Raw genomic sequence first — 21,912 nt, forward strand, 5'->3', positions numbered from 1 at the left:
GAACGCGATCAGAACTGGACGCGCGGCGGCTCGGAGATCGCTCCGCTGTCAGCGACCTCGAAGAACTCGCGCTCGGTGAATCCCAGGCCCTTGGCGAAGAGGTTGTTCGGGAAAACCTTGATCTTGGTGTTGAGCTCGCGCACACCGCCGTTGTAGAACCGGCGCGCAGCCTGGATCTTGTCTTCGGTGTCGACGAGAGCCTGCTGCACCTGGAGGAAGTTCGTGCTGGCCTGCAGCTGCGGGTACGCCTCGGCGACGGCGAACAGGCTGCGCAATGCCTGCTGCAGGTGGCCCTCGGCGATGCCGGCCGCACCGGGCCCGCTCGCGGAGAGCGTCTCGGCGCGCGCACGGGTCACGTTCTCGAAGACGGCCTTCTCGTGCGAGGCATAGCCCTTGACGGTCTCGATGAGGTTGGGGATGAGGTCGGCTCGACGCTTGAGCTGGACGGTGATGCCGCTCCATGCCTCATCGACGCGGACGTTCAACTGAACCAGCGAGTTGTACGTGGCCCACAGATAGATGCCGACCAGCAGAATCACGCCGACGATGATCAGTACCGGCACGAGCCATTCCATCAGAGGCCCACCCTTCCTCGTGTTTCTCTCATCCTATCCACCGCGCCTGCACGTGGACTGGGCATGACGCGTCTCGGACCTGTGAATGCGTTCAGGCTCCGAGAACGCGATCGAGATACCGATTGCGGAAGAGCCGATCGGGGTCGAGCCGGTCGCGCAGCGCGACGAAATCGTCGAATCGGGGATACCGCTCACGCAGCTGATCGGCGTTCAGTGTGTGCAGCTTCCCCCAGTGCGGGCGCCCGCCGTGCTCGTGCATGATCTGCTCGACCGCCTCGAAGTACTCCGTCGGGTCGGCCCGCCAGTAGCGGTGCACGGCGATGTAGGCGCTGGCTCTCCCGTAGGCCGTCGACAACCAGCGGTCGTCCTCCGCCGCGAACCGCACCTCGAGCGGAAACTCGATGCGCCATCCGCGCTGGGCGATCAGCGCCTGCACGGCGCGGAACACCGGAACGATCCGCTCCGCCGGCACGGCGTACTCCATCTCGCGGAAGCGCACGTTGCGCGACTGCGTGAGCACCCGGTGCGAGCGGTCGGTGTACTCCCGATCGCCCGTGAGCTTGACGGCGAGGCGGCTGAACGGGGGCGTGACCGCGGGCACCACCTGGCCCGCGGCGCACACCGCGCGGTAGACGCCGTTCGAGAGCAGCGACTCGTCGACCCACTTGCCGAAGAGAGGGAGCGGCTTGCGCACTGCCGACTCGTCGAGACGGGTCTGCCGCTTCGTGAGCGCGACGTCGGTGTGCGGGAACCAGTAGAACTCGAAGTGATCCGATGCCGCCGCGCGATCGTGGAGCGTCGCGAGCACATCTGCGAGCGGGGCCGGCGCATCGACGGCGTGCAGTACGAAGGCGGGAACGCACTGCAGCGTCACCTCGACGAGGACCCCGAGGGCTCCGAGTCCGAGAGCGACGGCCGGAAGCAGATCGCTGTTCTGCTCGTCGTCGACCCGGAGGAACTCGCCCGCGGCGGTCACCAGTGTGACGCCGACGACCTGCGTTGCGAGTCCCCCGAAACCGGTACCCGTGCCGTGCGTTCCCGTGGAGATCGCCCCGGAGATCGACTGCCGGTCGATGTCGCCCAGGTTCTCCATCGCGAGGCCGAACGGGGCGAGCAGACCGGGGATGCGGTGCAGACGAGTGCCGGCGAGCAGGGTCACGCGGCCGGTCGTGGCGTCCGCCGACACCAGGCCCTGCAGATCGTCGAGCTCGAGCAGCACGCCCGGGGCGACCGCGATCCCGGTGAAACTGTGCCCGGCGCCGACGGCCTTGATCGTCAGCCCCTGCGAGGCGGCGGCCACGACGGCGCGCTGCACCCCTTCGGGCGTGCGCGGGCGCTCGACACGGACGGGCTTGACGGATGCCGACCGCCCCCAGTTCTGCCAGGTGCCGCCGATTCTCGTCACAGGAACGCCTTTCCTTCGCCGCGATAGGTGGGAAGCTCGTCGACGATCTCGTCGCCCGAGACGAGCTGATAGCGATCGATGCGCTCCGCCGGTTCGCCGCTCTTCGCGTGCCGGAACCAGACGCGGTCGCCGACACCGAGCGAGGCGGCAGCCGGGCCCTGCAACGGCGTCTGCACCTCGCCCGCGGCTTCGCGCGGCAGGGTGCGCAGACCCTCCGGCCACACCGGTCGGGGCTGACGGGAGGCGACGGGCGGACCCGACGCGATCCATCCCCCGCCGAGAACGGTGGCGATGTCGGCGGCGGGGCGTCGCACGACGTCGAACGCGAACGCGGAGGCCGGTGCGGGTCGGAACGAGCGGTACCCGTCGAAGAGGTGGCCCCCGAGAAGACCGCTCCCGGCGCTCGCCTCGGTGAGCGATTCGTCACTCGCCGTGAACTCGAGCGAACCCGTGCCGCCGCCGTTGAGGAAGTCGAGATGGGCGACCTCGGCGACCGCCGAGACGATGGCGGCCCGCCGTTCCCGCAGCTCGGCCCGGGAACGCGCCTGGACGAGACGGATGAGCGGAGCATCCGACCCTGCGTCGTCGCCCTGCCCGGCGATCTGGGCGTCGTACATCTGCAACCCGACCAGCCGGAACCCGGGGCGTGCCGCCACTTCGCGGGCGAACGCCGCGACCTCACCCGCACTGAAGAGGGCCGAGCGGCGAACCCCGATGTGACCGAGCAGGGCCGAGCGCCACGACGCGTCGACGTCGATCGCGACGCGGACCTCCGGCCGATGACCGGGACCGGCGACGCTGTCGATGAAATCGAGGTGCGCAGGGTCATCGACCATCAGGGTGACGCGCCGGGCCGCCTGCTCGTCGGCGAAGAGTCGCGCGAGTGCGACCCGGTCGACCGTGGGATAGCCGATGACGATGTCGTCGTGCGTCTCGGCCAGCCACAGCGCCTCGGCGAGCGTGAAGGCGAGGATGCCCCGGTAGCCCGGAAGAGCCAGCACCGCGTCGAGCACGGCGCGCACGCGCACCGACTTCGACGCGACCCGGATCGGCAGACCCCCCGCGCGGACGAGCATGTCCATCGCGTTGTAGCGGAGCGCGTCGCGATCGATCACGGCCACGGGGGCCGGCAGATGCGCGGTCACGGCCGACAGGCGCGGCCAGTACCTGGCGGGGTCCTCCCACTCGGGGGACACCCCGGTGCGGTGCGGATCGGGGCTCAGTTCGGCTGTGAGGTCGAGCACTCCCCCACCCTACGGCTTCTCGGACTCAGGGTCACGGGTCGCGGGACCGGATCGCACGCGAAGGCTTCGATAGGCTGGCCACGACGAGGCCCCCGTAGCCCAATGGCAGAGGCAGGCGACTTAAAATCGCTTCAGTCTGGGTTCGAGTCCCAGCGGGGGCACTCCTCGTGGTCGCGGATCACCGCCCGAAGAGATCGCGGATGTCGGGAAGCCCGAGCTCCCCGAGCTTGTCCCCCCAGCCGCTCGCCGTCTCGCCCAGCCCGCTGACCGCCTCGCCGGCCGAACCGACGACGCCCTCAGCCGCGCCCGCGAGCCCCTCGACGTCGACGCCGGCCGCGATCGCCTCGAGATCGACGCCCTCGGCGAGGGCGGTGAAGTCGACACCCAGGCTCGCCGCCTGGTCGAGCAGCGGGCCGGCGACGGTGCTGAGCACCGCCCCGCCCGCGACCGCCCCGAGCACACCGACCGCTGCGCCACCGACGGCACCCGCCGCGCCGAGCCCGCGTCCGCCGCCGCGGACGCGCGAGAGCAGCCCCCGCATCCGTCCGGGCTTCGCCGCCTCGGCTCGGCCGGCCGCCCGGGCGAGGTTGTCGGCCGACGCGGACGCCGGGCGCTCGTGCGGAGGGAGCTCCGCGCGCATGCGGTCCTCGATCTGCGCACGCTGCGCCGGCGTGAGGCGCTCGAAAGCCTCGCGATGCATCTGCTCGATGCGCTGCGGGTCGGCGGTCTGCATCAGGTAGTCGTAGCGCGCGATCGCCGCGCGGTCGGCGTCGGAGGCCGCGGCGCCGGCGCGCGGAGCGGGGGCATACGCTCCCGGCGCGGTCGGCGGCGAGTAGGGGTCGTGGCCGCGCGCCGGCTGTCGCGGAGCCGCGGTCTGCGGCGCGGCCTGATCCCGGCGGCGATCACCGGAGTCGAGGTCGAGCGCCTGCGTGGCCATTCCGATGAGGCGGGAGAGCTTTCCCATGATGCGATTCCTTCGGGTCGTGTGCGGACGACCACGGGAGCCACGACGGGAGGAGACGAGGGATCCACGGCTGTCCGCGACGGCGGACGCCAGGTCTCCTCCACCCCGGACGGGGCCGGTGGGCCGGGACACATCGACATGTCCGTAATGACGACACCACCGCAGACGGGAGTACTCCCCTTGCATGCTCGAGAGTAGCGATCGCACCTATGAGCCCCGTGCGAATACGGGCTGACGCACGAACGCCCCGACTCCGGGCGGGAGTCGGGGCGTTCGATGGCGCGGATTACTTCGCTGCGGCGGGCTCGGCGGCCTTCTCGGCAGCCGGCTTCTTCGCGGCGGGCTTCTTGGCCGGAGCCTTCTTCGCCGGAGCCTTGTCAGCCGGAGCCTTGTCAGCCGGAGCCTTCTCGGCCTTCTCGGCCGCGGCATCCGTCTTGGCCGGAGCCGTCTCGGCGGCGGGCGCTGCGGCCGGAGCGGCCGGACGCGGACGAGCGGCGAACTCTTCGAAGACGTAGCGCGGGTTCTGCACGGTCTGCAGGTTCACGATGTCGCGACCGAGCCACAGGTTGTTCCACCAGCCCCACAGCACGCGCCACTTGCGCTCCCACGTCGGCATCGCGAGCCCGTGGTAGCCACGGTGCGCGACCCAGGCGACGAAGCCCTTGAGCGCGATCTTCCCGGACTGGAACACACCGTTGTAGAGGCCGAGACCGGCGACGGCACCCAGGTTCTTGTGGAAGTACTCCTTGGGGTCCTCACCACGGAGGACGGCCACGAGGTTCTTCGCGAGCAGCTTGGCCTGACGCACGGCGTGCTGCGCGTTCGGCACGCAGAAGCCGCCGACGCCACCGCCCGAGAGGTCGGGGACGGCCGAGACGTCACCGGCAGCCCAGGCGCCCTCGACGAAGGCCTCCGGGGTTCCGACGCGCAGGTCAGCGCGGGTCTGGATGCGGCCGCGCTCCTCGACGGGCAGGTCGCCGCCGCGCACGACGGTCGGGTTCGCCATGACACCGGCGGTCCAGACGATCACGTCGGTCGGAATGACCTCACCGGTCGACAGCTCGACGTTGCCGTCGACCGCGCTCGTGAGCTGCGTGTCGAGGTGCACGTTGGCGCCGCGCTTGGCGAGGTCCTTGAGCACCCACTCGCTGGTCGGCAGCGAGACCTCGGGCATGATGCGGCCCATCGCCTCGATGAGGTGGAAGTGGGTGTCCTCGAAGCTCAGCTGCGGGTACTTGCCGACGAGGGACGAGGCGAGCGAGCGCAGCTCGGCGAACACCTCGATGCCGGCGAACCCGCCACCGACGACGACGACGGTCAGCAGGCGGTCGCGCTCGGGGCCGGCGGGCAGCGACGCGGCCTTGTCGAAGTTCGACATGACGCGGTCGCGGATCGCGACGGCCTCTTCGATCGTCTTGAGGCCGATCGCGTTGTCGGCGATGCCCGGGATCGGGAACGTGCGCGACACGGCACCGGCGGTGACGACGATCTGGTCGTAGGCGAACTCGTACGGCTCACCCGACGGCGGCGTGATCGTGGCGACCTTCTCGGCGTGGTTGATGTTCGTCACCTTGGCGGTGATCACGTTCGTGCGCTTGAGGTGGCGACGGTGCGCGACGACCGAGTGACGCGCCTCGATCGAACCTGCGGCGACCTCGGGCAGGAACGGCTGGTACGTCATGTACGGCAGCGGGTCGACCATGGTGACGTCGGCTTCGCCCTTGCGCAGGTGCTTCTCGAGCTTCCATGCGCTGTAGAAGCCTGCGTAGCCTCCACCGACGATCAGAATCTTGGGCACAGTGCTGTTCTGAGGCACAGGGGGACAACTCCTCGGAGTCAGGAATGTGGCGTACGTCGAACGCGCGCCGATCGGATGCGCCGGGCAGCTGCGGTGACGCCAAGCCCCACCAGGATACCAGGGACTGTGAGTGCGACGAGCGGCAGGGTACCGTAGCGCAGTGAATCGGCGCTGGGAAGGAGCGGGGAACCCGGTTCGGTCGGTGCGTCGGCGGCGGGGAGCGGGGGAACCTCCACCGGCGTCGCCTCGGGTTCCGGCTCGGGATCGGCCGCCGCGGCCCGGCGATAGAGCCGCACCCACTCGGCGAGATCTCCCATCGGGTTCTTGTCGACCGAGGGGAGATCGGCGGAGATCGCCGCCGCGGCATCCACGAGTCCGTATCCGTAGAGCGGATCGGGGACGTCGGTGACACCGGGCACCGGGATCGCGGTCTTGATGATGCGGTTGATCACGTCGATGGCCTGGATGTCGGGGTGGGCCGACCGGATCAGCGCGGCGATGCCCGCGACGATCGGTGCTGCGCCGCTGGTGCCGTTCCAGGAGGCGAGCTTGCCGTCGGCCGAGATGCCCAGCAGCCCCTCGCTCGGCGCCGAGATGCCGATCGTGATGCCCTGCGTCGACGCCTCGACGCTGGCCGTGCCGGTCTGATCGACGCCGCCGACCGTGAGCACGCCCGGGATGGTTGCGGGAGCACCGATGATGCTCGTGCCGCTCCCCCGGTTGCCGGCGGCGACCACCACGACGACATCGTGGTCGAAGGCGTAGAGGAACGCGTCGTCCCAGCTCTCGTCCCAGTCGAGCGTGTTCGTGGTGAAGGAGAGGTTGATCACGTCGGCGCCGTGATCGACCGCCCAGCGCATCGCCTCGGCGACCTGCTCGCTGAAGGGCACGGCGGCCGCTGCCCCGAAGCCGACCGAGATCGACAGCAGATTCGCTTCGGGGGCGACCCCGATCATGCCGGTGCCGTCGGCGGCACCTCGGGCGGCCGCGAGCGACGCGACCCAGGAGCCGTGGTTGCCGTCGACCGCGCCCAACGCGGTGCGGCCGTCGGGCGATCCGGTTCCCGACACGTCGGTGCCGCCGATGACCGCGTCGCCGAAGGCCTCGGGCACCTTGCCGATGCCGGTGTCGATCACCGCGATCGTGACGCCTTCTCCACGCGTTGTCTGCCAGGCTTCGCGAATCCGTGCGCCGTCGAGCCAGTACTCCTGCGCCCGCACCGGATCGGAGGGATCGTCGGGCACGGGACCGGTGCCCGGCCCCGGAGTTGGAGTGGGGGTCGCCGTCGCGCCCAGGAGCAGGACGGACACCGCCACCAGCGCCGCCGCGGCGGTGGTGCGCAGCGTCCGCCGGACCGTCACGCCGACGGATCCGTCTCGTCGCGGAGCGCCGCTCCGGGCGCATCGCAGCGGCACACCTCGGGCGACCAACTCGAGCGGGCGAGGGCGAGATCGCCGATCGGGTTGACTCCCGGGCCTGCCGCGAGCGCGTGCCCGGCCAGTGCATGCAGGCACTTCACGCGCGTCGGCATTCCCCCGGCGGAGATGCCGTCGATCTCGGCGACCTCGCCGAACTGCGCACGGTCGGCGAGATACGCCCGGTGCGCGGCGAGGTAGCCGGCGGCCACGTCGTCATCGGTCTCGAGGAGCGCGGCGAGCTCGGGCATCACCTGCGTGGCCTCGAGCGTCGACATCGCGGCCGTCGCCGCCGGATGCGTCAGGTAGTAGAACGTCGGGAACGGGGTTCCGTCGGGCAGGCGGGGCGTCGTGGAGACGACCGTCGGGTTGCCGCAGGCACAGCGCGCGGCGATGCCGACGACTCCGCGGACGGGGCGCCCGAGCTGGGCCGTCACGACGGCGAGCTCGGCGGCGGTGGGCGCGGGGAAAGGCGGCGTGGTCACCCCACCAGCGTAGGGGAGGCTGCCGAGAGGATGCTCGGAGCGCCGGTCACTGCGCGACGGCGGCGGTGTCGCTCAGACCGCTCGACACCAGGGTGCGCAGGAGCTGCGGCATCCAGTCGGCCGGCTTCTCCTCGAGCGTGTCGCTCACCGGCTCCTGCGCGCGCGGGAGGTCGGTGGCGTCGAGGTCGTTGTCGATGAGGAAGACGACCTCGCCCGGCTTGACGTAGTAGAGGCGCTCACGCGCCTGCGTCGTGATGTACGCCGGGTCGTCCCAGCGTTCGCGCTCCTGCTCGAGTTCGGCGATCTGCTCCTCGCTGACCTGCACCGAAGCCTCGAGGGCAGCGATCTTCTGCCGCTGGTCGATGAACGTGCCGAGCGTCGGCACGAGCACCCAGGCACCCAGCACCACGAGCGACAGCATGATGACCGAGAACGCCGAGAGACGGATGCCGGCGGCCCACTCCCGCACGTCGACCTTCGCCTCGGCCCCGCGACGACGGCGCGACGCGGGCGTGGTCACGGAAGCCTTTCCGGATGCCGTCGCGGACTGCCCCGGAGACGCCGAAGGAGGAGCCGGTCGTCGTACCACGGCTCCTCCTTCATCGATGTCTCAGCTGCGATCAGCCCTGGTAGCGCGGGAACGCCGAGCGGCCGGCGAAGACCGCCGCATCGCCCAGTTCCTCTTCGATGCGCAGAAGCTGATTGTACTTCGCGACGCGCTCGCTGCGAGCAGGCGCACCCGCCTTGATCTGACCCGCGTTCGTCGCGACGACCAGGTCGGCGATCGTGGTGTCCTCGGTCTCGCCCGAACGGTGCGAGAGCATCGCCGTGTAGCCCGAGCGCTGCGCGAGGCTGACCGCGTCGAACGTCTCGGTGAGCGTTCCGATCTGGTTGACCTTGACCAGCAGCGAGTTGGCGACGCCGCGCTTGATGCCGTCGGCGAGACGGGCCGGGTTCGTCACGAACAGGTCGTCGCCGACGAGCTGCACCTTCGACCCGAGCGCCTCGGTGAGGTGCTTCCAGTTGTCCCAGTCGTCCTCGGCGAGGGCGTCCTCGATCGTGACGATCGGGAAGTCGTTGACGAGGCCGACGTAGTACTCGGTGAGCGCCTCGGCGTCCCAGTCCTTGTTGTCGAGGCGGTAGACGCCGTCGGTGAAGAACTCGGTCGCGGCGACGTCGAGCCCGAGCGCGATGTCGCGGCCCGGCGTGAAGCCGGCCTTCTCGATCGCCTTGACGAGGAAGTCGAGGCCCTCGCGGTTGCTGGGCAGGTCGGGGGCGAAGCCGCCCTCGTCGCCGAGGCCAGTGGCGTAACCGGCGGCCTTCAGCTCGCTGCGCAGCACGTGGTAGGTCTCGACGCCCCAGCGCAGGGACTCCGAGTAGGTCTCGGCACCGATCGGCGCGAGGAAGAACTCCTGCATGTCGATGCCGTTGTCGGCGTGCTCGCCACCGTTGATGACGTTGAACAGCGGGACGGGCAGGACATGAGCGTTCGGTCCGCCGAGGTAGCGGAACAGCGGCAGGTCGGCCGAGTCGGCGGCGGCCTTCGCCACGGCGAGGCTGACGCCGAGGATGGCGTTCGCGCCGACGCGCTTCTTGTTCTCGGTGCCGTCGACCTCGATGAGGATCTCGTCGACGATGCGCTGCTCGCTCGCCTCGACACCCTCGAGGGCCGGACCGAGCTCGTCGATGATGGCCTCGACGGCCTTCAGCACGCCCTTGCCGCCGTAGCGGCTCTTGTCTCCGTCGCGCAGCTCGTACGCCTCGAACGCACCCGTGGAGGCACCGGAGGGAACGGCGGCACGCTGGACGATGCCGTCGTCGAGGAGCACCTCCACCTCGACGGTCGGGTTTCCGCGCGAGTCGAGAATCTCACGTGCGCCTACAGCCTCGATCAGTGCCACTGATGTGCTCCTTGTTCAGGGGGAAGAGTGATGTGGAGCGTCTTCGATCCGTCGCCCAGTCTAGCCCGCCCCCTCCGACGCCTCGAAGCCCTCCCGGGGCGAACAGCAGCCGAACGTCAGACGACCAGGGCGATCGCCACGCCGTCCCAACCCTTGATGCCGACGGTCTGCAGCGCGGTCGCGTCGAATCGCGGATCGGTTCCGAGCATCCGCAGTCCTTCGCGCGTGCCGATCACCTTCGGATCGGTCGAGTCCGCGCGCACGATCTCGCCCTCGCGGCCGATGTTGTCGAGCACGATCACGGTGCCGGGGTGACCGAGCTTCGCCGCCCAGTCGAGGTAGATCGTGTTCGACTCCTTGTCGGCGTCGATGAAGACGAGGTCGAACCCGCCGACGAGGGTCGGCAGGACGTCCGCGCCGCGGCCGATCCGGATGTCGACCTGCTCCCCCACCCCGGCGGCGTCGATGCTCGCCCGCGCGACGGCCGCATTCGCCGCCTCGGCCTCGACGGTCACGACGCGCCCCTCGGGACCGACCGCTCGTGCCAACCAGATCGTCGAATACCCGCCGAGCGTGCCGATCTCGAGCACCCGGCGCGCACCGCTGATGCGGGCGAGGAGGTGCAGGAGCTTGCCGCCGACAGGCGCGACCTCGATCTCGGGGAGGCCCGCCGCGCGCTGCGCGACGAGCGCGGCCTCCAGGGCATCGTCGTGCCCGACGAGGGTGTCGGCGAGGTAGACGTCGGCGTCCGACCAGGTCTGCGGTGTGGATTCCATGGCCTCAGCCAACCCGCCGAGCCCGACACCGTCAAGAGGGTGGGTTCACCGCCCCCTCGCGCGGTACCGAGAGCAGTCGGCCGTGCCCGTCGGCGAGCTCGGGCTGATGGCGGAACTGGCCGGTCACGACGAGCACGAGCACCACGACGGCGATCACGATCCAGGCCGCGACCCCCAGGGGGCCGGCCAGCGCCATGTCGGGTGCGGAAGCGGCGACGACCAGCACGAGCCCGGCGGCGGCGTTGAGCGCTCCGTGCGCCAGGACCGCGGGCCAGAGCGATGCCGACCGCAGGCGCAGCCACCCGAGCAGGATGCCCCACGCGATGCATCCGGCGACCATGAGCAGCACGCCCGAGAAGTCGATCCGGCCGAAGTTGTACCCGAGCAGGATGACCGGGCTGTGCCACAGTCCCCAGATCGCTCCGCTGAGGAGGAGCGCCGGCCACGTGCCCAGCGGTCGCAGGGCCGGGAGGAGCCATCCCCGCCACCCGAGCTCCTCGCCGAACGCGAGGACGCTGTTGAGGAGGGCGCCGGCCGGGATCATCGCGAACTGCGCGACGACCAACAGCTCGATCGGCGGCATCGGGGTGCCGGGCGGGAGAGCGGCGGCGATCTGGGCGGCGAATCCGCCGAAGGCGAGGTCGATCTGCACGAACCCGAGTGCGGCGGCGACGAGGATCGTGAGCGCCACGAGGACGGGCGGAACGAGCCATCCCGCCACCATCAGCCAGACGACGCGCTTCGCCGGGCGGAGCGGCCAGAGTCCGAGGAACCGGGCGCGACCGCCCGGGGCGGGGACCCTGAGCGCGAAGGTCACGATGAGTACGGCGACCGCCGGCGTGAACATCATCACCGGCAGCAGCACCGGGGTGAGCGGCGAGGCGAGCCCCGCGCCGAGCCACAGCGGCAGCGCCACGAGCCAGGCGAGGCCGCAGGCGAGCGCGACGAACACGATCACCGCGCTCCACGGAACGCGTCGGGGAAGGGAGGGGCGTGCAGCGGTCATCAGGAGGCCTCTCGTTCGCTGTCGGATGCATGGCGCTCGGCGTAGGCCTGGAGGAGCGCGGCGGCTTCTTCGGCGCCGTCGATCGTGACGATGAAGGGCTTGCGGTCACGGCGTGCGATCTCGATCGCGGCGCCCCGATGCATCACGATCCCCGTACGGCCGTCGACCGCGATCCGCCATCCCCAGCCCCCGAAGTCCCCGAACGGAGAGATGTCGACGGCGCGCGCCGAGACGATCCGTTCGATCGGGATCACCGCCCGCGGCCACCCGAGCAGAGACCGCGCGGCGAACCCCGACGGCGTGATGCGCACGCGGAACGCGGAGGTGACGGCGAGCGCACCGCCCACCACGATCACGCTGATCGCGGTGACCCACCCGCCCGAGGCACCCGCCGCGAGCATGTAGGCCGCGATCACGGCGAGGAGGAGCGTGACCCCCGCCATCGACAGCAGCGCCGCGCGCGGCATCGTCGTCGTGCCGAGCCAGACCACCCGTTCGCCGTCGGCCACCCGCACCGCGAGCCGGGGTTCGAGGACGCCCGCCGCCTCGTCGATGACGCGCGGCTGCACGGCCCACCCCGCGACCGTTCCCGCGGCCAGCACGACGAACGCGAGCAGGAGGACGAGCCCGACGTCGGGGGTGTCGGCCGCATCGGCCAGTCCGCGCTGCAGCGCGAGCGACCCGAGGCACAGCGTGAGCGCGAACGCCGAGAGTCCGGCGGCGAAGCCGCCCATCAGTCGCGTGGTCGCTCCCCACCTGCCGCGCGATGCTCCGAAGGAGGTGAGCGCGAGCGCGAGCGGCAGCACGAGACCGACCGCGAGGAGCAACCAGAAGTATGCGGTCGGCGCGGCGAACCCGTCGGCGCCGGTGGTTCCCCAGTGGATGACGACGGGGTCGGGCAGAGTGGGCAGCCACGCGGCGATCACGGCGGAGCCGATCGCCACGAGCGCGACGGGAAGGGCGACACCGACGGCGAGGAACGCCGCGCGGGCGCGACGGCTCTCGGATGCCTGCGCGGATGGGTGCGTGGTCATGGGGCCACCTCCTCGGGGCCTGCGGTGCCGGGCGTACCGGCGCGGTGGGAGCGGATCAGTGCGGCGAGCGTGTCGGAGGAGACGCCGAGCCGGGCGGCGCGCTGCACCAGCTCGGCGACATCGCTCGCGAGTTCGGCGAGCGGGGCGGCCGAGGCGGCGACGACCGCGCCCCTCCCCCGACGCAGATCGAGGAGCCCCTCGTCGCGGAGCCCCTGATACGCGTGCAGCACGGTGTGCTGGTTGATGTCGAGGGCCGCTGCGACCTCCTTCGCGGAGGGAAGCCGGTCGCCGGGGCGAAGGGTTCCCGAGAGGATGTCGGCCCGCACGGACGCGGCGACCTGGTCGTACAGCGGCCGCGTGCTGTCGATGTCGACCCTGATGAGCATCTCGCCTCCTCGTTTCTCTATTAATTATAGGAGAACTATAACAACTGTCGCAATCCTCCAGCGAACTTCGTCCGGCGGACACGCTCGGCCACACTGGCGCCATGCGCATCACTCCCCGCCGCCTCGCGATCGGAATGAGCCTGTGGGCCCCGAACCTGTTCAGCGGCATCCGCGTCCGTCGCTTCAGCGACGACTGGACCCACGCGACCGTCGAGCTGCACGTCAACGTCTTCACCCGCAACTACGTCAAGACGGCGTTCGGCGGATCGATGTCGGCGATGACCGACCCGTACTTCTTCATGCTCGTGATGCACCAGCTCGGCCGGGACTACGTCGTGTGGGACACCCGCGGCGAGATCGATCTGATCAAGCCGGGACGCGGAGTGCTGACCGCCGAGTTCGCGGTGTCGAAGGCGCGCGCCGAAGACATCCGGCGCAAGGCGCACGGCGGTGGGAAGGTGCTCGAGTGGTTCGAGACCGTGATCACCGATCGCGACGGGGATGTCGTGGCCCGCGTGCGGCGCGAGGTCTACATCCGCGAGAAGAAGCGGGTCGCCGAGGCCCGCCGCTGACGCGGGTCACCCGCCGTTCACCGATCGATGCGACGATGACGGGATGCCCCTCGCCCGCCGACTGAGACTCGCCGATGCCGTCTTCATCGGTCTCGGCTCGATGATCGGAGCGGGGGTCTTCTCGGTCTGGGCGCCCGCGATCGGCGTCGCCGGCGCCGGGCTGCCCGTCGCCCTGGCGATCGCCGCGATCGTCGCCTACGCGAACGCCACCGCCTCCGCCCAGCTCGCCGCCTCCCACCCCGTCGCGGGGGGGACCTACGCGTACGCCCGCGCCGAGATCGGTCCCTGGTGGGGGTTCGTCGCCGGGTGGAGCTTCGTGATCGGCAAGATCGCGAGCTGCGCGGCCATGGCGATGACCTTCGCCGCCTACGCCGCCCCCGCGGGGTGGGAGACGCTCGTCGCGGCGGTGGCCGTCGCCGCCCTCGTCGCGGTGAACTGCTTCGGCGTGACGCGCACGGCACTGGTCACCCGCATCCTGGTGGTGCTCTCGCTGATCGGGCTGACGATCGTCGTCGCTGCGGGGTTCGGCGCATCGCCCGCCATCCCTGCCCCTGCGCTCCCCGATGCGACGGCATATGGCGTGCTGCAGGGTGCCGGGCTGCTCTTCTTCGCGTTCGCCGGGTACGCCCGCATCGCGACGATGGGCGAGGAGGTCGTGGATCCCGCGCGCACGATCCCCCGCGCGATCCTGCTCGCGCTCGGCGGCGCGGTCGTCGTCTACGGCGCGGTCGCGGCCGTCGTGATGCTCACACTGGGAGCGGATGCCGCGACCAGCCCCGCCCCGCTGGTCGATGTGCTCACGGCGACCGGCACGGAGTGGCTCGCGCCCGTGGTGCGCGTCGCGGCGGCGACCGCATCGCTCGGGGCGCTCCTGGCACTGCTCACGGGCATCGGGCGCACGACCCTCGCGATGGCGCGCGAACACGACCTTCCCGCGGTGCTCGCGAAGGTCGATCCCCGCTGGCAGGTGCCCCGTCGCGCCGAGATCACGATCGGCGTGGTCGTGATCGGCATCGTCCTGGTGGCCGATCTGCGCGGCGCGATCGGATTCTCGTCGTTCGGAGTGCTGCTGTACTACCTGATCGCGAACGCCGCGGCGTTCCGGCAGGAGCGAGCTGCCCGGCGGTTCCCCCGCGCACTGCAGGTCGTCGGCGCGCTCGGGTGCCTGATGCTCGTGAACACGCTCCCCGTGCTGGCGTCGCTCATCGGCACGGCCGTCGTGATCATCGGCGTGGGCGGACGAGCGATCCGGCTGCGTGCCCGGCGCAGAAGCGGACCTCGCGCTCAGCCCCCGGCATCCGACCGGTAGGGCCGCCTCGTTCAGCGCGACGCCGAGTGAGGACGCGCCCTGACCGACCGCTGCGCTCCTCGGCAGACCGCCGGCAGCAGGGCCTCGGCCGTCCGGCGGTAGCCGAGGGCGCTGGGGTGGAATCTGTCGAGGCTGAACATCCGCTCCGGCTCGTCGAAGAACATCGGACCGACCGATCGGCGCAGGTCGACGGGCTCGGCGCCGGCGAGGCGCGCGGCATCCGTCTGCGCGACCGCGAGCCGCCGCGACAGGCTCGACACGATCCGACGCAGCGGCTGCGGCACCGGTCGCAGCGATCCCAGATCGGGACAGGTGCCCACCACCACCTCCGTGCCCAGCGCCCGCAGCCGCCGGACGGCCGCATCGAGATGCCGCACCGATGTCGCGACCGGAAGACGATGCGTCACGTCGTTTCCCCCCACCACGATCACCGCGACATCGGGCCGGTAGCCCGCCGCGAGACCGTCGAGCTGCGCGTCGAGATCCGGCGACTCCGAGCCGACGATCGCGGCGGTGCGCAACCGCACCGGGCGGTGCAGACGAACGGCCAGGCCCTTGGCGATGCGTCCGCCGAGGGTCTCCTTGCGCCGCGCCGCACCGAGGCCCGCGGCGAGCGAGTCGCCGAGCACGAGGAGTTCGATCGGCTCACCGTCGAGCGAGCGTCGCCAGATGCGGTCCGCATCCAGCGAGTCCTCGCCCAGCGGCTTGCCGATCCGGCGCCGAGCGATCGCCGCCTGGCGCGTGAGGAGAACCCGCCCGCCGACCGCGAAGCCCGCGGTCAGGGCGGTGGCGCCGAGGAGGATGGGGAGGCGTGTTCGTCCCATGCCCCGATTCGACCGCGGTGACGTGAACGCCGCGTGAACGCGGGCGCGGAGCCGACCGTCAGGCGAGCGGCTTGCGCTCCAGCGAGGCCGCCCCGGCCGACACCGTGGCGAACGATGTGAAGCCGTCGGCGGACGCCCGCTCGAGCAGCGCCTTGAGGTTCTTCGGGCGACGCTCGAGACGCACGCGCGCGCCCTCGGCGATCAGTGCGGTCTTGTGCGCGAGAAGTTCGGCGACCGGGACGTCGGCGTCGTGCACCAGCACGATCGACTCCTCACGGTCGTCGCCGCCAGCCGTCACGAGGTCGACGAGGCGCTCGAACCCGAGCGAGAAGCCCACCGCCGGCACCTGCTGCCCGAGGAAGCGACCGATCATGCCGTCGTAGCGACCGCCACCGCCCAGCGAATAGCTGACGGAGGGGTGCGCGAGCTCGAAGATCGTGCCGGTGTAATAGCCCATGCCGCGCACGAGGAACGGATCGAACACGAGCGGGATGCCGGCGGCATCCGTCGCCTCGGACGCGCGGCCGACCGCGACGGCCTCGCCGATGCCCACCAGGTGATCGACGATCACGTCGGGGGCGTCCGCGGGCAGCGCCTTGCGGATCTGCGCCTCGCCGTAGGGCAGGTACTCGCGGGTCTGCGGGCGACGCAGGAATGCCTCGAACGCGTCGACGGCGCCCGGGGTCGCGGCCCGCTCGTGCAGTTCGGCGGCGACGCCGTCGGGTCCGATCTTGTCGAGCTTGTCGATCGTGATGAGCACGCCGGGACGCTCGTCCGCGGCGAAACCGAAGCTCTCGAGCATCCAGTCGAGCACGCGACGGTCGTTGATGCGCACCGTCGCGCCGTCCAGCCCCAGAGCGTCGACGGCGTCGAGCGACGCGACCATGAGCTCGGCCTCGGCACGCGAGGAGTCGTCGCCCATGATGTCGATGTCGCACTGCACGAACTGGCGGTAGCGCCCCTTCTGGGGACGCTCGGCCCGCCAGACCGCGCCGATCTGGATCGAGCGGAAGACAGCGGGGAGCTGCGCCCGGTTGCTCGCGTAGAAGCGCGCGAGCGGCACGGTCAGGTCGTAGCGCAGCCCGAGGTCGGACAGCGCGGCCGGGTCGTCGGCGGCCGCGCGGATGGCATCGGCGTCGAGTCCGCGGCGCAGCACGTTGTAGGCGAGCTTCTCGTTGTCGCCGCCGATGCCGGCGTGCAGACGCGCGTACTCCTCGACGACGGGCGTCTCGATCTCGTCGAATCCGTGCGCCCGGTAGCGCTCGCGGATGACGGAGAGCACGCGCTCACGGCGGGCCTTGTCGGCGGGGAGGATGTCGCGCATGCCGCGCGGCGGGTTCACAGTAGCCACGACTCCATCTTTCCAGGTCTGCTGCGAGGCCTGGGACGCTTCGACAGGCTCGGCGACCCCGGGGAGACTCAGCGACCCCGGGCGACTCGGCGACCCAGCGCCGCTCAGCCCTCGGCGGACCGTACGTCCTGCTCGAGGACGCGGAGCCGTTCGCGCAGCGCCCGCTCGGCGTCCCAGCCCTCGGCGCGTGCGCGCCCCACGAGGGCGAGGAGAGCCTCTCCGAGTTCGGCCTCGCTCGACGGACCGTCGGCCACCGGCGCATCGATCCCTGCGCCGGCCGCGCGACCGGCGAGCTTCTGCGCGAGCGCCAGCGCCGGCATCCCCCGGGGCACCCCGTCGAGCACGCTCGTGCGCGTGCGCTTCTCGGCCGCCTTCGCGGCGTTCCAATGCACGAGCACTTCTTCGGGCGTGGTCGCGGTCTCGCCCGCGAAGACGTGCGGATGCCGCCGCACCATCTTCTCGGTGAGGGTGTCGGCCACGTCGTCGATGTCGAAGGGGTCGTCGGGGTCCTGCGCGGCGATCGCGGCGTGGAAGAGCACCTGCCACAGCAGGTCTCCGAGCTCCTCGCGCAGGTCGTCGCGCGTGCCGCTCTCGACCGCGTCGATCACCTCGTGAGACTCCTCGATGAGGTACGGCACGAGGTCGTGGTGCGTGATCCGCTGCGACCACACGCAGCGCTCGCGCACGGCGCGCATGGTGTCGGCCGCCGCGCGGAGGGAATCGCGGGGAGATCCGTCGCCGTGGTCCGAGGCCTGCGCGGTCATGGATTCTCCTTCACTCGGTGCGGCCTCTCGGGTGTCAGGACGACGCCGCTGCGATCCGACGATAGTGCCGCGCTCGCGCCGACACGACCACCCCCGAGAAGAGGAGCGAAAGGAGGGACCCCACCAGGACGCCGAGGATCGCCTGGTCGCGGATGCCGTCGTCTGACGCGAACGCGAGGTTCGCGAGCAACAGCGAGACCGTGAAGCCGATGCCGCCGAGGGCGCCGGCGGCCAGGATGTCGGGCAGCACCAGCGCGGGCGCCGTCCCGCGCGGTCGGATGCGCATCGCGAGCCAGCCGAACAGACCGATGCCGACGAGTTTGCCGATCGGCAGGGCGACCACGATCGCCCAGAATGCCGGGGACAGCTGCGTCGGGGAGACGGCGGGGATCACCACGAACGCGGCGACGAACGCGAACAGCGGGAGGATCGCGCCGTTGACCGTGGGCTCGAGCGCATGACGAGAACGTCCGGCGGGGGTCGGCGCCATCACCAGGCCCAGCATCACCCCGGCGATCGTGGCGTGGATGCCGGAGGCCGCGACCAGACCCCAACAGAGGATGCCGACCAGCACCATGAGCACGGCGATGCCCGCGTGCCCGGTCGCACCGAGCCACCTGCTCAGCACCCAGAAGACCGCGACCGCGACGACCGCTGCGGCGAGCAGCACCCACTGCACGTCGTGGGCGAACAGCACCGCGATGAAGACGATGCCGATGATGTCGTCGAGGATCGCGAGGGCGAGCAGGAACACCCGCACGGTCGACGGCAGGCCCCGTCCGAACATCGCCAGCACTCCGAGCGCGAACGCGATGTCGGTGGCCGTGGGGATCGGCCAGCCGGATGCCGTCGCTCCGTCACCCGCGATCAGCAGGTAGATCGCGATCGGCACGAGCACTCCGCCCGTCGCCGCGATGGCGGGCTGGAGGGCCTTGCGGGGCGAGTCGAGCTCGCCATGGGTGAGCTCGTGCCGCAGCTCGATCGCCACCACGAAGAAGAAGACGGCGAGCAGACCGTCCGACACCCAGTGCGCGAGGGAGAGGTCGAGGCTCGTGCCCGGCACCGCGAGATGCACGTCGAGCGCCGCGGCGATCGGATCGTGCGTCGGCAGATTCGCGAGAAGGAGGCCGAGCCCCGCTGCCACCAGCAGGAGGACGGCCGGGAACTGCTGCCCGCGAAGGGGGTTCACCGAGATGCGCATCCCCCTCATGCTAGGCGGCGCACCGGTGTCGCACGCCGTCATGCGTTCGGAGCACCCCCGTCGACCGGGATACGCTCGACGGGTGACCCCCGAACACGTCTTCACCGAGCCCACCAACACCGAAGCCATCCGCGTCATCGGGCGCTTCGAGGCAGGCCAGGGCATACCCGACGCGATGCGCTCCGACGTGCGCATGCTGGGTGGGCTCCTCGGACAGGTGCTGCGCGAGGCGGGCGGCGACGACCTGTTCGACGACGTCGAGCGGCTGCGTCTGGCGACCATCCAGGCGTACGAGGACTCGACCTCGGATGCCTTCGAGCGGGCCTCGGCGATCGCCGAGTCGTTCACGATCGCCCGCGCCGACGAGGTCGCCCGCGCCTTCACCTGCTACTTCCACCTCGTGAACCTCGCCGAGGAGCACCAGCGCGTGCGCGTGCTGCGCGAACGCGCGGGTCAGCCCGGCCGCGAGGATGCCGCCGACACCGTCGCGACCGCATACGCGCGTCTGCGCACCGAGGTCGGCGACGAGGAGGCGCGCCGTCGCCTGGCGGGTCTCCGCTTCCACCCCGTCTTCACGGCCCACCCGACCGAGGCTCGCCGCCGCGCCGTCTCGTCGAGCATCCGCCGTCTCTCCGATCTGCTGACGCAGCACGATGCGGCGAGCGCGGGCGGGGCCGAGCAGCACCGCGCCCGTCGCCGCATGCTCGAGGAGATCGACACCCTGTGGCGCACCGCGCCGCTGCGTTCGCAGAAGCCGTCTCCGACCGACGAGGTGCGCACGGTCATGGGTGTCTTCGACGAGACCCTCTTCACGACGGTCCCCCACGTCTACCGTCGCATCGACGACGCCCTCCGCGGCGAGGAGTCCGGCGCCAGCGCACCGGTCGTCCCGGCGTTCGTGCGCATCGGGTCGTGGGTCGGCGGTGACCGCGACGGCAACCCGTTCGTGACGGCATCCGTCACCCGCGAGGCATCGCAGATCGCTTCGGACCACGTGCTCCGCGGCCTCGAGCGCGCTCTCGAGCGCATCGGCCGCACGCTCACGCTCGATGCCGAGACCACGCCACCCAGCGCCGAGGTCACCGCCCTGTGGAACGACTTCGCCGGCGCCGATGCGGACGCCGCGGCGGCCCTGGCCACCCGCTCCCCCGACGAACCGCACCGGCGCGTGCTGCTGCTGCTCGCGCACCGGGTCGCGGCGACGCGCCGGGGCGATGGCGCTCAGCGCTATGCGACGCCCGAGGAACTGCTCGCCGATCTGCGCGCGGTGCAGGCCTCGCTGGTCGCCTCCGGCGCGCGCCGCCACGCCTTCGGCGGGGTGCAGCACCTCATCTGGCAGGTCGAGACCTACGGCTTCCACCTCACCGAGCTCGAGGTGCGCCAGCACTCCCAGGTGCACGCCAAGGCCCTCGCCGAGCTGGAGTCGGACGAGCCGATCAGCGCCCAGACCGAGGAGGTGCTCGAGGTCTTCCGCGCGATCGCCGAGATCCAGCGGGACCGCGGTCTGCGCGCCGCCGGCCGCTACGTCGTCTCGTTCACCCAGGCGGCCTCCGACCTCGCGAACGTGCACCGTCTCGCCCGCCACGCGCTCGGCGACGACGCCCCGGTGCTCGACGTCGTGCCGCTGTTCGAGACCTTCGCCGACCTGCAGGCGGCCCCCGGCATCCTCGCCGAGGCCGTGACCTTCCCCGAGTTCCGGGCGCGCATGGCCGAGACGGGCAACCGCCTCGAAGTCATGCTCGGGTACTCCGACTCGTCGAAGGACGTCGGCCCGGTCGCCGCGAACCTCGCGCTCTACGAGGCGCAGGAGAAGATCGCGCAGTGGGCGCAGGACTCCGACATCGAGCTGACGCTGTTCCACGGCCGCGGCGGTGCCCTCGGGCGCGGCGGCGGACCCGCGAACTCGGCGATCCTCGCCCAGCCGCCGCACTCGGTCGACGGCCGCTTCAAGCTCACCGAGCAGGGCGAGGTCATCTTCGCCCGCTACGGCGAGCCGGCCATCGCGATGCGCCACATCGACCAGGTCGCCGCGGCGACTCTGCTCGCCTCCTCCCCCTCGGTCGAGCAGCGCACGAGCGGTGCCGCCGCCCGGTACGCCGAGGTGGCCGCGGTGATGGACCGCTCCTCGCGCGATCGCTTCTTCTCGCTCGTGAAGGCCGAGGGCTTCGCACCCTGGTTCGCGACAGTGACCCCGATGGAGGAGATCGGTCTGCTCGCGCTGGGTTCGCGCCCCGCGCGCCGCGGCCTGTCGGTGGAGTCGCTCGAAGACCTGCGCGCCATCCCGTGGGTGTTCGCCTGGACCCAGGCCCGCATCAACCTCGCCGGCTGGTTCGGTCTCGGCACCGCGCTCGAGGCCGTGGGCGACGAGGCGCTTCTCACCGAGGCCTACCGCGAGTGGCCGCTGTTGCGCACGATGATCGACAACGTCGCGATGAGCCTCGCCAAGACCGACGAGCGCATCGCCCGCGAGTACCTCGCGCTCGGCGATCGTGACGACCTGGCCGCTCTCGTGCTCGATGAACTCGCTCTCACGCGCCAGTGGGTCATCCGCCTCACCGGCGGAGAGGGACTGCTCGAGAACAAGCCCGTGCTGCAGCGCGCGGTGCAGCTGCGCAGCCCGTACGTCGACGCGCTCTCGCTGCTCCAGCTGCGCGCACTGCGTGCGTTGCGCGCGCCGGCGGATGCCGAGGCGACGGGTTCCGGAGCCGACGCCGAGCAGCAGCGACTGCTGCTGCTGTCGGTCAGCGGCGTCGCGGCGGGCCTGCAGAACACCGGGTGACCCGCGCGTCTTCGTGGGGGGCGGTGCCGGGCGGGAGGGCGCGCGGAGGACGCGCGATAGAGTGAAAACTCGCGCCTGATCCGGCGAAGCCTCACGCGACACGATCGCCTGCACCACCCTCCC

The 21,912-nt window shown here is 71.2% G+C and carries 20 protein-coding genes and 1 tRNA gene; 4 read left to right on the forward strand and 17 right to left on the reverse strand.

The annotated features are described in order from the left end of the window. Positions 1-8: 8 nt before the first annotated feature. The 3 genes from ACI2JZ_RS05255 to ACI2JZ_RS05265 form a co-directional block, all read right to left on the reverse strand. Positions 9-575: a LemA family protein gene (locus ACI2JZ_RS05255; RefSeq protein ID WP_247623022.1), complete on the reverse strand. Its 567-nt coding sequence runs from the start codon at positions 573-575 to the stop codon at positions 9-11. Positions 576-666: 91 nt separating this feature from the next. Beyond that, on the reverse strand, positions 667-1,980 hold the full coding sequence (locus ACI2JZ_RS05260; RefSeq protein ID WP_404596744.1) for a D-arabinono-1,4-lactone oxidase: 1,314 nt from the start codon (positions 1,978-1,980) through the stop codon (positions 667-669). Then, positions 1,977-3,224 carry an alanine racemase gene (locus tag ACI2JZ_RS05265; protein ID WP_404596745.1) on the reverse strand — a complete coding sequence of 416 codons (1,248 nt, stop codon included), beginning with the start codon at positions 3,222-3,224 and terminating at the stop codon, positions 1,977-1,979. The genes ACI2JZ_RS05260 and ACI2JZ_RS05265 overlap by 4 nt, the downstream gene beginning before the upstream one ends. A gap of 88 nt (positions 3,225-3,312) precedes the next feature. Here ACI2JZ_RS05265 and ACI2JZ_RS05270 point away from each other — a divergent pair. After that, positions 3,313-3,385: transfer RNA gene (locus ACI2JZ_RS05270), tRNA-Leu, on the forward strand. Positions 3,386-3,402: 17 nt separating this feature from the next. Here the strand turns inward: ACI2JZ_RS05270 and ACI2JZ_RS05275 are convergent. From ACI2JZ_RS05275 to ACI2JZ_RS05320, 10 genes are all read right to left on the reverse strand, one after another. Further along, a complete protein-coding gene (locus ACI2JZ_RS05275) occupies positions 3,403-4,188 on the reverse strand; it encodes a cation-transporting ATPase (RefSeq protein WP_404596746.1) in 786 nt (261 codons plus the stop codon). A gap of 286 nt (positions 4,189-4,474) precedes the next feature. After that, positions 4,475-5,986: an NAD(P)/FAD-dependent oxidoreductase gene (locus ACI2JZ_RS05280; RefSeq protein WP_404596747.1), complete on the reverse strand. Its 1,512-nt coding sequence runs from the start codon at positions 5,984-5,986 to the stop codon at positions 4,475-4,477. Between the two features lie 38 nt (positions 5,987-6,024). Then, on the reverse strand, positions 6,025-7,347 hold the full coding sequence (locus ACI2JZ_RS05285; protein WP_404596748.1) for a S8 family serine peptidase: 1,323 nt from the start codon (positions 7,345-7,347) through the stop codon (positions 6,025-6,027). Further along, positions 7,344-7,886 carry a DUF501 domain-containing protein gene (locus ACI2JZ_RS05290; RefSeq protein WP_247623028.1) on the reverse strand — a complete coding sequence of 181 codons (543 nt, stop codon included), beginning with the start codon at positions 7,884-7,886 and terminating at the stop codon, positions 7,344-7,346. Before ACI2JZ_RS05290 ends, ACI2JZ_RS05285 begins: the two co-directional genes overlap by 4 nt. 46 nt (positions 7,887-7,932) lie before the next feature. Then, positions 7,933-8,406, reverse strand: coding sequence for a septum formation initiator family protein (locus ACI2JZ_RS05295; protein WP_404596749.1), 474 nt, complete (start codon positions 8,404-8,406; stop codon positions 7,933-7,935). Positions 8,407-8,506: 100 nt separating this feature from the next. Continuing rightward, positions 8,507-9,787: a phosphopyruvate hydratase gene (gene eno, locus ACI2JZ_RS05300; RefSeq protein ID WP_247623030.1), complete on the reverse strand. Its 1,281-nt coding sequence runs from the start codon at positions 9,785-9,787 to the stop codon at positions 8,507-8,509. A gap of 116 nt (positions 9,788-9,903) precedes the next feature. Then, on the reverse strand, positions 9,904-10,563 hold the full coding sequence (locus ACI2JZ_RS05305) for an O-methyltransferase (RefSeq protein ID WP_404596750.1): 660 nt from the start codon (positions 10,561-10,563) through the stop codon (positions 9,904-9,906). A 31-nt stretch (positions 10,564-10,594) separates the two neighbouring features. Next, entirely contained in the window at positions 10,595-11,569 is a 975-nt protein-coding gene (locus ACI2JZ_RS05310) for a lysostaphin resistance A-like protein (protein ID WP_404596751.1), read from the reverse strand. Further along, on the reverse strand, positions 11,569-12,603 hold the full coding sequence (locus ACI2JZ_RS05315) for a DUF1648 domain-containing protein (protein ID WP_404596752.1): 1,035 nt from the start codon (positions 12,601-12,603) through the stop codon (positions 11,569-11,571). Before ACI2JZ_RS05315 ends, ACI2JZ_RS05310 begins: the two co-directional genes overlap by 1 nt. Then, complete coding sequence (locus ACI2JZ_RS05320; RefSeq protein WP_247623034.1) at positions 12,600-12,989, reverse strand: GntR family transcriptional regulator; 390 nt, start codon at positions 12,987-12,989, stop codon at positions 12,600-12,602. The genes ACI2JZ_RS05315 and ACI2JZ_RS05320 overlap by 4 nt, the downstream gene beginning before the upstream one ends. A gap of 101 nt (positions 12,990-13,090) precedes the next feature. Here ACI2JZ_RS05320 and ACI2JZ_RS05325 point away from each other — a divergent pair, with 101 nt between their 5' ends. After that, complete coding sequence (locus ACI2JZ_RS05325) at positions 13,091-13,561, forward strand: PaaI family thioesterase (protein WP_404596753.1); 471 nt, start codon at positions 13,091-13,093, stop codon at positions 13,559-13,561. A gap of 43 nt (positions 13,562-13,604) precedes the next feature. Beyond that, positions 13,605-14,870 (forward strand): APC family permease, encoded by a 1,266-nt coding sequence (locus ACI2JZ_RS05330; protein ID WP_404596754.1) that lies wholly within the window; start codon positions 13,605-13,607, stop codon positions 14,868-14,870. An 11-nt stretch (positions 14,871-14,881) separates the two neighbouring features. On the opposite strand, the gene ACI2JZ_RS05335 is transcribed toward ACI2JZ_RS05330, so the two are convergent. The 4 genes from ACI2JZ_RS05335 to ACI2JZ_RS05350 form a co-directional block, all read right to left on the reverse strand. Further along, positions 14,882-15,694: an SGNH/GDSL hydrolase family protein gene (locus ACI2JZ_RS05335; protein WP_404596755.1), complete on the reverse strand. Its 813-nt coding sequence runs from the start codon at positions 15,692-15,694 to the stop codon at positions 14,882-14,884. A 58-nt stretch (positions 15,695-15,752) separates the two neighbouring features. Then, positions 15,753-17,018, reverse strand: a complete 1,266-nt coding sequence (hisS, locus tag ACI2JZ_RS05340) for a histidine--tRNA ligase (protein WP_404596782.1) — start codon at positions 17,016-17,018, stop codon at positions 15,753-15,755. A gap of 131 nt (positions 17,019-17,149) precedes the next feature. Next, complete coding sequence (locus tag ACI2JZ_RS05345; protein WP_404596756.1) at positions 17,150-17,809, reverse strand: MazG family protein; 660 nt, start codon at positions 17,807-17,809, stop codon at positions 17,150-17,152. A gap of 34 nt (positions 17,810-17,843) precedes the next feature. Further along, positions 17,844-19,010 (reverse strand): Na+/H+ antiporter NhaA, encoded by a 1,167-nt coding sequence (locus ACI2JZ_RS05350; protein WP_404596757.1) that lies wholly within the window; start codon positions 19,008-19,010, stop codon positions 17,844-17,846. Between the two features lie 82 nt (positions 19,011-19,092). Here ACI2JZ_RS05350 and ACI2JZ_RS05355 point away from each other — a divergent pair, with 82 nt between their 5' ends. Further along, positions 19,093-21,789: a phosphoenolpyruvate carboxylase gene (locus ACI2JZ_RS05355; protein WP_247623040.1), complete on the forward strand. Its 2,697-nt coding sequence runs from the start codon at positions 19,093-19,095 to the stop codon at positions 21,787-21,789. The last annotated feature ends 123 nt before the right edge of the window (positions 21,790-21,912 follow it).

The sequence above is a fragment of the Microbacterium sp. NPDC087868 genome, from assembly GCF_044900755.1.
Taxonomy (GTDB): domain Bacteria; phylum Actinomycetota; class Actinomycetes; order Actinomycetales; family Microbacteriaceae; genus Microbacterium; species Microbacterium galbinum.

Coding starts and splice junctions, on each gene's coding strand:
- ACI2JZ_RS05305 (WP_404596750.1), bottom strand. CDS start 10,563: ATGGAATCCACACCGCAGACCTGGTCGGACGCCGACGTCTACCTCGCC.
- ACI2JZ_RS05315 (WP_404596752.1), bottom strand. CDS start 12,603: ATGACCACGCACCCATCCGCGCAGGCATCCGAGAGCCGTCGCGCCCGC.
- ACI2JZ_RS05335 (WP_404596755.1), bottom strand. CDS start 15,694: ATGGGACGAACACGCCTCCCCATCCTCCTCGGCGCCACCGCCCTGACC.
- hisS (WP_404596782.1), bottom strand. CDS start 17,018: ATGCGCGACATCCTCCCCGCCGACAAGGCCCGCCGTGAGCGCGTGCTC.
- ACI2JZ_RS05350 (WP_404596757.1), bottom strand. CDS start 19,010: ATGCGCATCTCGGTGAACCCCCTTCGCGGGCAGCAGTTCCCGGCCGTC.
- ACI2JZ_RS05255 (WP_247623022.1), bottom strand. CDS start 575: ATGGAATGGCTCGTGCCGGTACTGATCATCGTCGGCGTGATTCTGCTG.
- ACI2JZ_RS05310 (WP_404596751.1), bottom strand. CDS start 11,569: ATGACCGCTGCACGCCCCTCCCTTCCCCGACGCGTTCCGTGGAGCGCG.
- ACI2JZ_RS05320 (WP_247623034.1), bottom strand. CDS start 12,989: ATGCTCATCAGGGTCGACATCGACAGCACGCGGCCGCTGTACGACCAG.
- ACI2JZ_RS05275 (WP_404596746.1), bottom strand. CDS start 4,188: ATGGGAAAGCTCTCCCGCCTCATCGGAATGGCCACGCAGGCGCTCGAC.
- ACI2JZ_RS05330 (WP_404596754.1), top strand. CDS start 13,605: ATGCCCCTCGCCCGCCGACTGAGACTCGCCGATGCCGTCTTCATCGGT.
- ACI2JZ_RS05325 (WP_404596753.1), top strand. CDS start 13,091: ATGCGCATCACTCCCCGCCGCCTCGCGATCGGAATGAGCCTGTGGGCC.
- ACI2JZ_RS05345 (WP_404596756.1), bottom strand. CDS start 17,809: ATGACCGCGCAGGCCTCGGACCACGGCGACGGATCTCCCCGCGATTCC.